Raw genomic sequence first — 15123 nt, 5'->3', positions numbered from 1 at the left:
GGTGGTGGGACCGACGTGCTGTATGCGGGTGATGGCGGAACGTCGACTGCACCGACGACTGTACTGGGCGGCGCTGGAAGTACAACCATTTACGGTGGTCTCGGTGTGGATGCCATCCAGGGTGGTAACGGCTCGACGGTCATTTATGCGGGTGATGGCGGTACGTCGACTGCATCCACAACTGTCGTGGCGGGGGCCGGAGACACGACCATATACGGCGGTCTCGGCGTGGATGCTATCGAAGGCGGCAGCGGCACCGATGTGCTGTACGCCGGAGACGGTGGCGATGACAGCAACCCCACCACAGTCATTGCAGGTAGCGGTACGGAAACGCTATATGGTGGTGCAGGTGCTGACGTTTTGGAGGACACCGCCGGTGGTGCGGATCAGCTCTTTGCCGGCAGTGGTGATGAGAGCCTTATCGGTAGCGGGGCAGACACGCTTACAGCAGGATCGGGGGCGGATAACTTTTTTGCCACTTCAGGCAATGAGACCTATATCTTCAACTCTGGGTTCTCGGATGATGCCATCGCCCAGTCGGGCGGCACGGCAAGTCTCACGTTTGGCACCGGCATTGCGGATACCGATCTCTCGGTGACGGCGGTTCAGACCACAGACGGACAAATGGCGCTGGAGATCGACGATGGCGGGGCGATCGATGTATTCGGCGGCCTCACCGGGGCAGTGGGAAGCGTCGCTTTCGCTGATGGCTCCACGTACAGCCTCGACCAGCTCCTTGATGCAGGTGGGGTTGGTGATGGGAGCGATCAGACGCTTCAGGGTGCATCCGGCGTCATGGCGTTCAACGTGGACGACAGTACGACACTCAGTACGAACGCGGCGGCGGCCGATACGATCTCGGCGTGGGGTAGCAACGACACGATCAACGTATCGCAGACGAATGATGAGGGATCGACGGTATTCGTCGGTGGTGGCTCTGCGCAGGTCACTGGCGGTTCGGGTGCGGACAGCCTTACAGCGGGTGGGCGCGACGATTCGGTTACAGGCGGCACCGGTGATCAGGTGCTTGAGGCGACAGGGGCGAACGATCTCCTGACTGGCGGTTCCGGGCAGGATTTGCTGACTGCTGAGGGCACGAACGACACGCTGATCGCTGGCACTGGCATCGATACGCTCATCGATGGAAGCGGCGGTGGCGATACGTTTGTGGTCAACAACACCGCCGACGTCGTGCAAGCGAACTCCGTCACGACAAACGATACGATTGAATCGTCGGTTAGCTATGCGTTGTCGGCCAACGTCAACACCCTGGTCCTGGAAGGTTCTTCGAACGTGACAGGTATGGGTAACACCGACTTGTCCAATCTGCTTGAGGCGAACTCAGGCAACGACACTCTGATTGCGGGGACGGGCAGCGACACGTTGGTTGGGGGTTCGGGCGACGACGTCCTGGTGGCAGGCTCCGGCAGTGATGTGCTGAAAGGCGACGTAGGGATTACGACCTACGTCTTGAATTCTGGATTCGGGCAAGCGGAGATCCAGCCGGGAGCAGGGACTGGCATGATCCAGTTCGGAGCCGGAATTAGTGCTGCCGATCTCACTTTGGGGTTGACCACCGATTCCACGGGTAATCCAGCGCTACTGATTCGGGATGGAAGCAGCAGCGCCACCATCCAGGGCGGCCTTGCGGGAAATATTGATCAGTTTGCGTTCGCCGATGGTACACAACTCACGTTGGCGGAACTGCTTGCGAGTGCGAATGTCATGCCCGGTTCGATTGTTGGTGCAAGCGGTGACGCATTCATCAACACCTCGCCAGCCGTTTCTTTGAGTGGCTCCGGAAACGACACGATCCTTGCCACCGGTGCGTCCGACACGCTCACGGCAGGAATCGGCATCGAATCCCTGCTGGCTTCGGGGAATGAAGCCAGTCTTATTGGTGGGTCCGGGAGCGAAACGCTAGTCGGTGCCGGCAATGAAGACACTGTGGCCGGAGGCAGTGGCAATCAGCAGCTCGACGGCTTCGGGACCGCCGATGTGCTCGTCGGGGGCCTGGGCGACGACACGCTGGTTGGTGGCGCGGGCTATGACACACTCGTTGCCGGCACGGGAAATACGGTCATGTACGGCGGGGCGCAAGCCGATTCGATCGTACTCACCGCGGGAAGTACCGTCACGTACTATCCGGGTAGCGCAAGCGCCACGGAGCTGATCGAGCTTCCTGTCGGTATGACGCTCACGGATTTCACCGCAGAGCAAGGTACCAACGGAGACATGATCCTGCAGTCCACCACGGGTGGTACCACCGCGATCATAAAAGGGTTCTACGGTACAAACTCAAGCGGCAAGCTGTGGATGGTCGCCGACAGCGCGGGTGCCGCGGAGCCGTTGGCCGTATTGATCGGTTCGTCTCAAAGCCAGCCTCCTTCCAATTACACGCAGGAGGTCGCCGATCTCCAGCAGGAATTCGAAGCCAATCTCACGGCTACGCTGAATCAGGCCGGTCAACAGGGCGGTGGCCTGTCGAAGCCATCTGCATCGTTCGCCCAAGGGCCAGGAAACGAATATCAGTTCAACGGAATCACCACGCAGAACGTAACGGCTCAGAGCGGAGCAGCCAATCTCGGAAACTCGGATAACGAGCAAACAACGTTCACTGTCACGCAGACTGGGTCGACCACCTATGCGGTGACGACGCCGACGTATGGGGAAGTCACGATCCCAGGCTGGGAAGAGTTCATTCCTGACTCCTCGTTGACTTCGCTCCAAATCGAGACCATGGACAACGAGTCCGGGGTAGGCAACCCCTATGGCCTTAGCATTCAGGCGACAACCGATGCCGGGGGCCAAGGGTTCGAAGTCACTCAGCTGCCTACGACCGAGAACGTGCAAACTGGGACCGCGACCACCGTGGAGACGGTTCCGGTCTATACGGATACTTACCAGGAAACCCAAGGCTTCACGGTGTACAACGTCACGGGTGATGGTGGGAATGATGTCATTACCGCAGGCGCAGGAAGCAGCAGCTATAACTACAATGGACATGGCGTTAGCACGAGCACGTCGGATACCGGTTTCGTCGGCACGGTCGATACCGGTAATGGCAATGTGTCCGTTAATCTCGGTATGAGTAACGTCGCTGGGGGACCGACTCAGCCCGAATACTATCCGTCGAATGGTGCGCTGCCATTGGGTGCCTTCATCGAGGCGGGCAGCGGCAATGATTCGATCGTGGGTTCCGGTGGTGCCGACGTCATCGCGGCCGGCTCGGGATTCGACCAAATTCTCGCCGCCATGGGCAGCACGGTGTACGTGTCTCTTGAAGGTGCATCCACGGAAGACATCTATATCCAGGGCGCGTACTACGGTGGAGCGCCCCTTCCTCAAAGTACATTGGTAATGCCAAACGGGATCACGCCGCAGGATCTGCAGTATCGGCTCATCACCGACGTGCCGGTCCCATCCACCATGGAGCCTGGGTTGTTGTCTACGGGTGAGGAACTTCAGATTACCTATGGTAATTCGAGCGTACTCCTGCCATTCGGCTTTAATGACGCAGCACTGTATCCAGCGCCATCGAATGGTGATGAAGACGGCATCGACCGTTTCGAATTCTCCGATGGTGAAGTGCTCAGCCGAAGCCAGCTCATCGCCATGGCGGGAGCTCCAGTATCCATCAGTGATTTCAATCCAGAGGTCACGCTCGGGATTAGTCACGTCTCGGCGGGAACCATCGTGCAAGGTGGGAGCCTCTTCAGCGGCTCTGATAGCAGCGGACTGCCGATCACCTGGTATCAAATCTCGAACACTGGAACGAATGGTGGCTACTTCGAGTTGAACGGGGTTGTGCAAACGCCTGGACAAGCATTCGACGTCAGCGCGGGTCAGCTGCAGGAGCTTACGTACGTAGCGGGAGCGGCTGGCATTGATAGCATTCAGGTGTCGGCATTCGACGGCGTGACATGGGGCAATGCGACGTCCTTTAACGTCGGGGCTTCGATTTATGAAGCGACGGGAGCAGACCAGGAGATAGTCGGTGGATCCATTGGTCCAGAGACCTTGGTGGGGGGATACGCAGGAGATACGCTCGCTGGCAATTCAGGACAGGACACCTTCCAGTACAACCCAGGCGGCAGTGCCGAGATCATCTCTGAATCGGTCGCTACGAATTCAACGAGCGCGAACGTGCTCGAGTTTGGTGTCGGGATCACACCTTCATCCCTCACCTTGAGCATTGCGAGCGATGGCGCACTCGTGATCTCGACGGGCGGGGCAGGGGATTCAGTAAGTATCGAAGGATTCAACCCACTAAATCCGGTTCAATCTCTACCGATCCAATCGTTCAAGTTCTCTGATGGGACGACTCTCACACTCGCCCAGCTTCTGTCTGATAGTGCAGTCACAGGTACGAGCGACAGTATCAGCAATCCCGACGGTTCGGTGACGAGCTATAGCTTTACGCCGTCCCAGCAGCAGACTTACTACGCATATACCGTCGATTCGAGTGGCAACTACACGGCTGACGCCTATGTGTACGCAGATGGGTTTGAGGTCACGGACACCTACGTCTATAACGCCGACGGCTCGTATATCGACACGGAGGTGTCAACGCCGTGGGGAGGTGCTTCGACCACGTCGGTCCTGGGGTTCAACGCCGCCAATCAGCTGGTAAGCGAGCTGGACACGAACCCCGATGGGTCGACGGACGCGTATACCTACAACGCGAAGGGCCAAGTGCTGACTGCAGATGTGACAAGCGCCAACGGAGTGATCTCGGATTCAACCTATGTGTACAGCGCCGATGGGTCAAGCAGTGTCTCAGACACGATAATCGGTAACAGCGGCAACGAGACGCTGACCGGTACTGCAAACAGCGATCTGCTGGAGGCCGGCACCGGCAACCAGCTACTTGTTGGGGGCAGCGGTAACGAAACCTATGCATTCGGTACCGGCTTTGGTCAGGACACCATCGAAGCCAATACTGCCAGTGCCAGCAACACCATCCAATTCCTCGGCGATATCACCAGTTCGGATGTAACGTTCTCGTCGGATGGCACCAACGTGACGATAACGGTGACCGGTTCAACCGGTGCGGATGGCCAGCCAAGTTCGATCACACTGCCCAATCATTACGTGAATGGGCAGCCAGTCAACGATATCGGCCAAATCATCTTCGGCGATGGCACTACGGTGTCGATGGCGCAGATCAACCAAATCCTAAGCGAGTCGGCGGCAGACACCATTGCGGTGCCGGATAGTTCATCGACCGTTGCCGGTTCAGGCAACGACGTGTTCAACCTTGGCGAGGATGACACCCTTACGCTGGGAAGCGGCACTGATACCGTCAATATCTCAAACACCTCAGGTAGTGCTGGCTACAACACCATTCTGCTAGGCACGGGCAATGCGCAGATCAATGCCGGCAACACAGAGAATTACTACGAAGCCAATGAGGGCTTCGGTAGTGCCACCATTATTGGCAGCGTGACCAGTCCCAGCTACCGAAGCTCTCTGACCTTTGGTGCCGGCATCTTGCCTAAGGATATTGACGTACAACAACAAGGCAACGATCTGGTGCTGACCGATACGGTGAGCGGCCACAGCATTGACTTTAGCGGCTGGTACAGCAACACCGACAGTGAGCTTTCGACGATAGACTTTGCGGATTCCTCGATATGGTGGGTGAACTGGGATTCCCCCTCCGCGCCGTTCGATGAAAATCTACACGCCTCAGTCAACAATGAATCCCTGACCGGTACGGCTGGGAACGACACACTCAACAGCGACAACGGCACCGATACTTTGGTGGGCGGCACCGGCGCCACCACCTTGATTGGCGGAAGTGGCACAGACCTGATGGTGGCGGGAACTGGGTCCAACCAGATGGAAGGAGGCTCAGGAACAGAAACCTATGCGTTTGCACCAGGTTTTGGAAACACGGTTCTTGAAACCTCGGCAGTGGAAGACGGCACCAACACGATCCAGTTTGCCGCGGGCATTGATCCGTCCCAGCTGAGCTATGCCCAACAGGGCGCCAACTTGGTCATTACGGTGTCGCAGGCCAGCGGGCAAAGCGATACGCTTGTACTGGCTAATTATTTTGTGGACGCCAACGGCATCAGCAGCCTGAACTTTGCAGATGGCTCGACCGTTACCTCTGCCCAGATCAATCAACAGTTCACCGAGTTTGCAACGGGTTCGACGGGCACCCTTCAGTTCGCTGGTTACAACAGTACATTGGCTAGCGACAACGGCAACGACACCTTGGTCGTCAATGCCGTCGGCGGGCCCAATACCTTGATCGGTGGAACGGGTACCGACCTAATGGTGGCTAGTGTCGGCTACACCGAGATGGACGGCGGCACAGGCACGGAAACCTATGAAATCAATCCAGGTGGGCATACGCCATTTACCGATAGCGTTTACGGCGGCCTCGGTCAAACGCTTATCCAGCCAAATGCCACGGAGAACGGAGTCAATGTTCTGGCCTTCAATGGTGACATCACTCCCTCGGACCTGGTGTTTCAGCAGAACGGTACCGCGCTCGAGGTAGGCATCACGATCGACTCACAATTCGAACTGGTCCAGGTCGATAATTATTTCAGCGCCATCGGCCAACCGACTGACAATATTCAAGGTTTGACGTTCGCCGACGGAGAGAATTTGTCACTATCCAGTGTCAATGCAGATCTTATTACTGCGCAAGGGCGCGCATTCCAACTAACGCCAGATGGCACGGAAATCTATGACGGAGCGTTATGGACACCCGCTAGCGTCTCTGACGGTGCCGGAGGCGAGATCGTGGGGTTTTCCCAGTCAAACGTGACGGTAATCGGAGGAACGGGTGATGACACCTACAACCTTGGCATGGGCGAGGATCTCACGCTTGGCACAGGTTCATCGCAAATCAACTCGGGTATCGGTGACGAGACATATACGGTTGATGCGGATTTTGGTGACGCAACTGTAACGGGTATCGCTACGAACCCTAGTAACAAGAGCACTCTGAATTTTGGTGCAGGCATCCTTTCGCAAGATATTGACGCGCAGTTGCAGGGAAACGATCTCGTTCTGACTGATACGCTGACCGGTCATAGCATCGACTTCAGTGGGTGGTCGCAATATTCCTATAGCGAACTTTCAAAGATAACGTTCGCAGATGGTTCGACGTGGGTGCCGTATACAACGCTGCCGTTTAGCGAAAATCTGTACGCCTCCACAGGCAATGAATCGTTGGTAGGGGGCACAGGGAGTGACACGCTCAACAGCGACAACGGTGCGGATACCCTGGTGGGCGGTACGGGTTATACGACGCTGATCGGTGGCAGTGATATGGACACGTTGGTAGCTGGCACGTATATCAATGTGATGCAGGGCGGTACGGGAACGGAAACGTACGAATTCGGCGAAGATTTCGGTTTGACGACGATCAATGTCGCTGCTTCGGAACAGGGAACTAATACGATCCAATTCCTGGCGGGTATTGATGCTTCGCAATTGAGCTATACGCAAAGCGGGTCGAATCTGATTATCACCGTGGCCGAAGCTAATGGCGGTACCGGCACGATCACGGTGGCCAATCACTTCGTCAACGGTACGCCGATCAGTAGTGACATCAGTGAGCTGGCCTTTGCGGATGGCTCGTCGGTCACCATGGCGCAGATCAATCAGCAATTGAGCTCTGACTCTTCGAATAACGAAGAGTCACTCGCAAATTCTGAAATTCCGCAAGCCGCAGCAAAGGTTCAGAGCAGCAAGACGCTGTCCTCCGACTCGGTCACTTCGAAATCGGCGCATCCTGCAAAGGCAGTAGTGTCCAGTGGCACGCCAAAGATGGTGTCGCAGACCAGCGGTTCCATCGGCAACGTTGCTTCGATCCACGGCAAGAAGGAAGCGGAGGCTCATGCGGGTTTGCCTTCAGTGATTCCGAACTCCAGTGCCGACGGAGCGGACGGGAATCTCCAGTCCAGCTCCAGCAATGGTGCTGCGGCACCTTATGTCTCGCCAGCTTCAGGCCAGCCAACGCCGAGTACTGGACTCAATGGTCTTGCTCTTAACAACACCGCTTTAGTTCTCTGGGATTCCGACAGTCACGTGGATGCTGGCGCACCGAACGATCCGGTGGAGGGCGATCCCAATGATGCCAACTCATGGGAAACGCTTGGCGCGAAGGGGGCCTCGCAGCAGCCCGGCACAGCCCCGCGAGACGCGGGGAGAAATTGGGGGCAGGCGCCGGCTTCGTCCAGCAAGGGGCTCTGGCTTAGCCGCACTGCCTCTGCAGCCAATGACATGATCAAGGCGCTGAGTGCCCAGGGCAGCGTGCAGACGCTGAACGGGCAGGAAAAGAGCAAGGGCGAGCGAATCCAACTGCAGGATGGCACTCTGTGGTCGTTGAGCTCGCTGGATCGCACGATGGCGGCGCTGTCGTCGAATGCTCAATCAGCTACCGCGCATGCATCAAGAGGGCCATCTGCCTTTGGTTCGGCCGATCTGGCGCATGCGCAGTTGGTGGAGGCGATGGCGAGCTTCAGTCCACAAGCTTCGGCGGAGAGTGGTTTGGCATCTACGGCATCGGAAGCGTACGCGATTGCATTGGCCGCGCAGGCGCATTGACGCCCGTTTGGTACATAAGCCCTCCTTGGCAATCAAGGAGGGCTGTTTTGGAAAAAAAGCGGTACGTAAGGGGGATGGACAGTGACGGAAACAGTCGAGGCCGGAGCGCCTATTGATAGCGGCTTGGCGTGCCTGGTGGTCCTGGCGCGCTTTCATGGCGTGGCCGCAGACCCGATTCAGCTCGCCCATGAATTCCAGGAAAGCGGAAAACCTTTTGGCACCCAGGACATTTTGCTGGCCGCGCGGGCGTTGAAGCTGAAAGCCAAACACGTCCATGCGAGCATGGAACGCTTGGCCAAGCTTCCTCTGCCGGCTATGGCCATGGATGGAGCAGGGGGCTTCTTCGTCCTGGCGCGAGCCGATGACACTAGCGTATTGATTCACGATCCTCATGCTGGCCAGCCCCAGAAGCTTTCTGTGGCGCAGTTGCGTGAGCGTTGGGCGGGATCCGTCATCCTGTTTACTTCGCGGGCGTCCATCGCCGGCGACCTGGCCCGGTTTGACTTCAGCTGGTTCGTCCCGGCCGTGGTCAAGTACCGCAAGTTGCTGGGCGAGGTGTTGCTCGTATCGTTCTTCTTGCAGCTGATCGGCCTGGTCACACCACTGTTCTTTCAGGTGGTGATGGACAAGGTGCTGGTGCATCGCGGCCTGGATACCTTGGATGTGATTGCGATGGGTCTGCTCTTCTGCTCGATCTTCGAATCCGTGCTGAGCGGCCTGCGCACCTATGTCTTTTCGCATACCACCAGCCGCATTGACGTCGAACTGGGTGCACGCCTGTTTCGCCATCTCGTGGCACTGCCGTTGTCGTATTTCCAGGCGCGCCGTGTGGGTGACTCGGTGGCACGCGTGCGTGAGCTGGAGAACATCCGCAGTTTTCTGACCGGCAATGCCATCACGCTGGTGATGGACGTGCTGTTCTCATTCGTCTTTATCGGAGTGATGTTGCTTTACAGCGGTTGGCTGACCCTGGCGGTAGTGGCGTCTTTACCTTTGTATGCGCTGCTGTCGGTCTTGCTCACGCCTGCGCTAAGAGGGCGATTGCGAGAAAAATTCAATCGCGGTGCCGAAAACCAGGCCTTCCTGGTCGAAACGATCAGTGGCATTCAGACGCTGAAGGCGATGGCGGTCGAGCCGCAGATGACGCGCCAGTGGGAAAACCAGGTGGCCGGTTACGTCGCATCAGGCTTCCGCACGACCACCCTGGGTGCCATGGCACGCGAGGGCGTGAACTTCGTCGGCAAGCTTGTCACCGTGGTGACGATCTGGGTGGGTGCACGCCTGGTGATCAGCGGTGATCTCACGGTAGGGCAGCTGATCGCTTTCAACATGCTGGCCGGACGCGTGGCGCAGCCGATCATGCGGATCGCCCAGTTGTGGACGGACTTCCAGCAGACCGGCATCTCGATGCAGCGTTTGGGCGATATTCTCAACACGCCTACCGAGACGCCCGTATCGCACCGCAGTGCGATGCCAGCACTGGAAGGTCGCATCGAATTGGCGAATGTCACCTTCCGTTACCGACCCGATACGCCCGAAGTTTTGCAGGGCGTCGATCTGATGATCGAGCCGGGCGAGGTCATTGGTATCGTTGGGCGCTCTGGATCGGGCAAAAGCACGCTGACCAAGCTCGTGCAGCGCTTGTATGTCCCTGAGCGCGGACGTGTGCTGGTGGACGGTGTCGACTTAGCACTCGTTGACGTCTCCTCGTTGCGCCGGCAAATCGGTGTTGTGTTGCAGGAAAACGTGCTGTTCAACCGCACCGTGCGCGAGAACATTGCCTTCGCTGATCCGGGTGCCAGCCTCGATGAAGTGATTCAAGCAGCCAAACTGGCCGGTGCGCACGAATTCATTCTGGAGCTGCCGGAGGCCTACGACACGATGGTGGGAGAGCAAGGCTCCTCGCTGTCCGGTGGTCAGCGGCAACGGATCGCCATTGCGCGCGCCTTGATGACTAACCCGCGCATTCTGATCTTCGACGAAGCGACCAGTGCGCTGGATTACGAGTCCGAACGCATCATTCAGACCAATATGCGTGCCATTTGCCAGGGACGCACGGTGATCATCATCGCGCACCGGTTGTCGGCGGTGCGCGATGCCCAGCGCATCATCGTCATGGATCATGGACGCATCGTGGAGCAGGGCAGCCATCAGGAACTGCTCGAGCGTCAAGCGGGCCATTACGCCCGCCTCTACCGGTTGCAGCAAGCATGAGCATGCTAAGAGCACTGGGCGACCTGCGCCGCCGCTATACCCAGGTTTTCACGGTCGCATGGACGATGCGGCATGAGCTCGATACGGTGCCGCGTCTGCGGCATGAAAACGAATTTCTGCCTGCTGCCTTGGCCTTGCGTGATACCCCGGTGCATCCCGCGCCACGGATCGCCTCCGGGGTGATCATGGGATTGCTGGTGATGGCCGTGGCCTGGGCCACCTTGGGCAAGGTCGACATTGTAGCCACGGCACCAGGCAAGATCGTGCCCCATGGTGAGGTGAAGACGATTCAGTCGCAGGACACCGCTGTGGTGACCACGATCCACATCAACGACGGTCAACAGGTTAAGCGAGGCGATGCGCTGATTGATCTGGATGCCACGGATGCTTCGTCCGACGCTTCGCGGGCGCAATCCGACCTTTATGCCACCCGGGATGAAATCGCGCGTGCGCAAGCGCTGCTGGACGCGATCGCTCATCATCATCCGCCGAAGCTGGATGCCAATCCCTCCTTGGGTTCCAAGATGGAACAGTCATCGGAACAGCGCATTTTGGAGGGCGAGTATGCGGACTACGTCAGCAACCTCAACAAGATGAATGCCGACATTGCGCAGAGCCAGGCGAGTTTGCATGAAACCGACGACGAGATCGGCAAGCTATCGCACACCTTGCCGATCGAACAGCAGAAGGAAAAAGATTACGCCGACCTGATCGTGAAGGGATACGTGGGACGTCACGATTACTACAACGAACAGCAGGCCGTTATCCAGATCCAGCAGGACCTGGCCGCACAACGTGACAAACACACGGAGATCGTAGCCGCACTGGATTCCGCCGTTCGCAAGCGGGACGCGTACGTCGACGATGTGCGCCGTACCTGGTTGGAGAAAATCCATGACGACAATCAAAAGGCCAACGAACTGGTCCAGGATCTGGCCAAGGCCAGCCAGCACCGGCGCCTGATGCATTTGACCGCACCGGTGGACGGTACGGTGCAACAGTTAGCCATTCATACCATCGGTGGTGTGGTGACGCCGGCGCAGACGCTGATGACGATTGTGCCAGCGGGGTCGACCTTGCTGGTTGAAGCGATCGTCGACAACCAGGACATTGGTTTTGTCAAAGAAGGACAACCGGCGGAGGTCAAGGTCGAGACGTTTCCCTTCACACGCTATGGCGTGCTGCATGGCACGGTCATTCAGGTATCCAACGACGCCAAGCAGGACGACAAACTGGGGCTTATCTTCACCGCCGAAGTCGCTCTGCCGCGCGACACCATGCAGATTGACGATCGCCTGATCAAGCTTACACCGGGCATGGCGGTGACCACGGAGATCAAGACGGGGCGTCGTCGCATCATCAGCTATGTGCTGAGCCCGCTGGTCGAGCATCTCAACGAAAGTCTGCACGAGCGTTAGCGGCCTGGCATCCAGCGAGCGGCCTTTCTTGTCATCACTTACTCCACGGTAGACCTACAGTGCGTTTGCTGCTTATTCACCAGAACTTGCCCGGCCAATACCGCCATCTGCTCGTGCATTATGGGCAACAGCCCGGCTGCCAAGTGGTAGGGCTGGGCGAGATGAAGCGTCTAAAAGAAAACATCCGCAAGCCCATCCCCGGGGTGAAGCTGGTCGGTTACGAAACGCCACCCGCTACATCAGCCACGACGCTTCCGACCTTGCGCACGACCGAGGCCGCGGTGCAGCGTGGCCAGGTAGTGCTCACGGCGTTGTTGCGTTTGAAAAAGGCAGGCTTCTATCCCGATGTGGTCTATGCGCATCCGGGATGGGGCGAGACCCTGTTTCTGAAAGACGTGTTTCCGCGCGCAAAGCTGGTCCATTTTTGCGAGTTCTACTACCACACGACCGGGCAGGACTTTAACTTCGATCCGGAGTTTCCGAACTCGGCGGATGACGTGCTGCGTCTCAGGGTGCGGAATTTCCACCACCTGATGGCGCTGGAGCAGGCGGATATCGGCATTGCGCCAACAACGTGGCAGAAGACCCGTTTTCCACTGACCTATCAGCCCAAGATTGAAGTCATTCATGATGGAGTTGATACGCAAGCGGTTACACCGGATCCTGACGCGTTTGTGCAGTTTCCCAAGAAGCAGTTGCGATTGACCCGAAAGGATGAGGTCATCACCTTCGTCAGCCGCAACCTGGAGCCTTATCGGGGCTTTCATACGTTCATGCGGACGTTGCCCGAGCTGTTAAAGGCGAGGCCGAAAGCACACGTCATTATCGTCGGTGGCAATGATGTGTCGTACGGCCGACGATTGCCAAAGGGAACCTATCGCGAGAAATACCTGGCTGAAATTGAAGGGTGCTATGACGCCAGTCGCGTTCATTTTGTGGGCAAGCTGCCGTACAAGACTTTCTTGCATGTGCTGCAGGTCTCGACGGCACATATTTATTTGACGTATCCCTTTGTGCTGTCGTGGTCAATGATGGAGGCGATGGCCGCAGGGTGCCTGGTGATCGGTTCGAAAACGCCACCTGTCCAAGAGGTGATTGAGGACGGTAAAAATGGATTTCTGGTGGACTTCTTCTCGTCCGACGAGCTGATCAATGCCATTCACCGAGTGTGCGAGGCTCCGGATCGCTTACAAGCTATCCGTGACGAAGCACGACGCACCATTATCGAACGTTACGATTTGAGGATGGTTTGCTTGCCGAGGCAAAAGGAAATCATAGAGGCTGTTTAGCAATGCACAGAGCTTGCTCTGAAAATCATTTCCACCATGGCGCTCGGGAAAGCTGTCCTCAGAGCACGAGAAGATAGTGACTTCGGTGTCAACCCGGATACTGGGGACATGATAGGTCCAAATGGAGAATTCGTTGGAAATCTAAATGACCAGGACGGTGGCTAAAGCAATGAGTGAAAAAATGTGCGATCGCTATCTATCTCCATGGGGATGACATCTCTTTCAACGCCGCCGATCCGTCACCCCGGCGAAAGCTGAGGCCTAGTGACTTTGGCGATTCTGCAAGTCGCTGGGTCCCGGCCTTAGCCCGGATGACGACCAACTCCGATTGATGCGAATCACCCCATCCAACGACGTCGAGAAAAGCTCCGTCTTCAAGCGTCGTTTCCGTCGGGCAACCGATCACATCAGAACCACGCCTACGGCAGCACCGGCAGCAACGGCATAGACCAATTCTGACCTGTTTGTCCCGTGCATTCCTGCACCGTCAGCTGTGTACCGGCAGCTCCCTCCGTCAGGCAATACTGAGAGTTGGCGAGACTGCTAAATAACAAATTGCCGTCGCCCCCGACCCACCACTGCTGGCTGGCGCTGTCCGTGCACTGATCCACAACCACCGCCGCGCCGGACGGCGAATTGGCATTGGCGACGTCCAGGCAAAGATTGCTCTGTAGCCGCATGGTGCCGTCCTTTCCGAGCACCCAGGCTTGGGCCTCCTTCTTTTTGTTGCAGGTCTGGGTGGTAGCCGCCACGTTATTGGTGTGGCCGTCCCCCGCATCCACGCAAAGACCATCGTCACCCTGGTACAAACCACGCAGCAAGTTGCCGGCGCCGTTGAACTGTTCGCCGTTAAGTACGTTGCTGAAGGTGGCGCACGTTGTGTTGGTTCCAGTACCCGAAACAGTCGCTTGGACACCGTTGCTGCTGGGTGCGCCGAATATCACGTCACTGTAAGGCTGGTTGTAGCAGTTCGAATGAGGCGAATTTGCTTCTAGATATTTCGTCTGGCTCTCCATGCCTTGCGGCGAAATGCTGGTGGCGTCAGTGAGGATGCTGCCCAGGTTGAAGGACTGGTTGGTGTAGGTATCGGTGACCGTAACGTTCAGCCACTCGCCGCCTACATAGGCAAGCTGGAACTGATAGTTATTGGTTGGTATCCAGCTATAGGGCAGGCGGCAACGGATGCCGCCGTCTTTGCCGCCCAAGGTGACGCAATAGCTGCCCGGATCGCCGGCCGTGTACTGCGTTGCGCCTCGCACCGTAAACACGAAGTTGGGGCCGACGCGGCTGTTGTCTTCCATGCCGACATAGCCGCCGTTGCTGCTACCGGCCAGATGGAACCGGTTGGCGAAGCGCACATTCGCGCGGTAACCCGGATCGGCTTGCACGTTGATGTCATAGTCCACCGAAGTCAGCCCGGTAACCGAGGAACTCCATTGATACTTGGCATAGGTGCCGGGTACATCGCCAGCGTGAGCGAAGAATGGAAACAACAAAAGCCATGACAGGGTATACAAGCTCTTTGTCGCCTTCATGATTGCCTCCGTTAATTGACCCCCTTGTTGATTGACGCTGATGGCTTGCATAGGCGAACGCTCGCGAATATCACTGCCACGCCGCAGTGCGCT

Annotated in this window: 5 protein-coding genes; 4 read left to right on the top strand and 1 reads right to left on the bottom strand. The window is 57.5% G+C overall.

Annotated elements, in window-relative coordinates; genetic code table 11:
- Positions 1 to 105: 105 nt before the first annotated feature.
- From IEX75_RS16510 to IEX75_RS16495, 4 genes are all read left to right on the top strand, one after another.
- The gene (locus IEX75_RS16510; RefSeq protein ID WP_229720890.1) at positions 106 to 8574 is read left to right on the top strand and encodes a beta strand repeat-containing protein; all 8469 of its coding nucleotides are present in this window, start codon (positions 106 to 108) and stop codon (positions 8572 to 8574) included.
- An 81-nt stretch (positions 8575 to 8655) separates the two neighbouring features.
- Positions 8656 to 10788 (top strand): type I secretion system permease/ATPase, encoded by a 2133-nt coding sequence (locus IEX75_RS16505; protein WP_188795589.1) that lies wholly within the window; start codon positions 8656 to 8658, stop codon positions 10786 to 10788.
- Positions 10785 to 12206 (top strand): HlyD family type I secretion periplasmic adaptor subunit, encoded by a 1422-nt coding sequence (locus IEX75_RS16500; RefSeq protein WP_188795587.1) that lies wholly within the window; start codon positions 10785 to 10787, stop codon positions 12204 to 12206. Before IEX75_RS16505 ends, IEX75_RS16500 begins: the two co-directional genes overlap by 4 nt.
- 59 nt (positions 12207 to 12265) lie before the next feature.
- Complete coding sequence (locus tag IEX75_RS16495; RefSeq protein WP_188795585.1) at positions 12266 to 13495, top strand: glycosyltransferase family 4 protein; 1230 nt, start codon at positions 12266 to 12268, stop codon at positions 13493 to 13495.
- 419 nt (positions 13496 to 13914) lie between these two features.
- On the opposite strand, the gene IEX75_RS16490 is transcribed toward IEX75_RS16495, so the two are convergent.
- Complete coding sequence (locus IEX75_RS16490; protein ID WP_188795583.1) at positions 13915 to 15030, bottom strand: RICIN domain-containing protein; 1116 nt, start codon at positions 15028 to 15030, stop codon at positions 13915 to 13917.
- Positions 15031 to 15123: the final 93 nt, after the last annotated feature.

Origin of the sequence: Dyella nitratireducens (genome assembly GCF_014642835.1) — a bacterium.
Taxonomy (GTDB): domain Bacteria; phylum Pseudomonadota; class Gammaproteobacteria; order Xanthomonadales; family Rhodanobacteraceae; genus Dyella_B; species Dyella_B nitratireducens.
The sequence above is the reverse complement of the archived record's forward strand: the minus strand, read 5'-3'. Positions and strand labels throughout refer to the sequence as shown.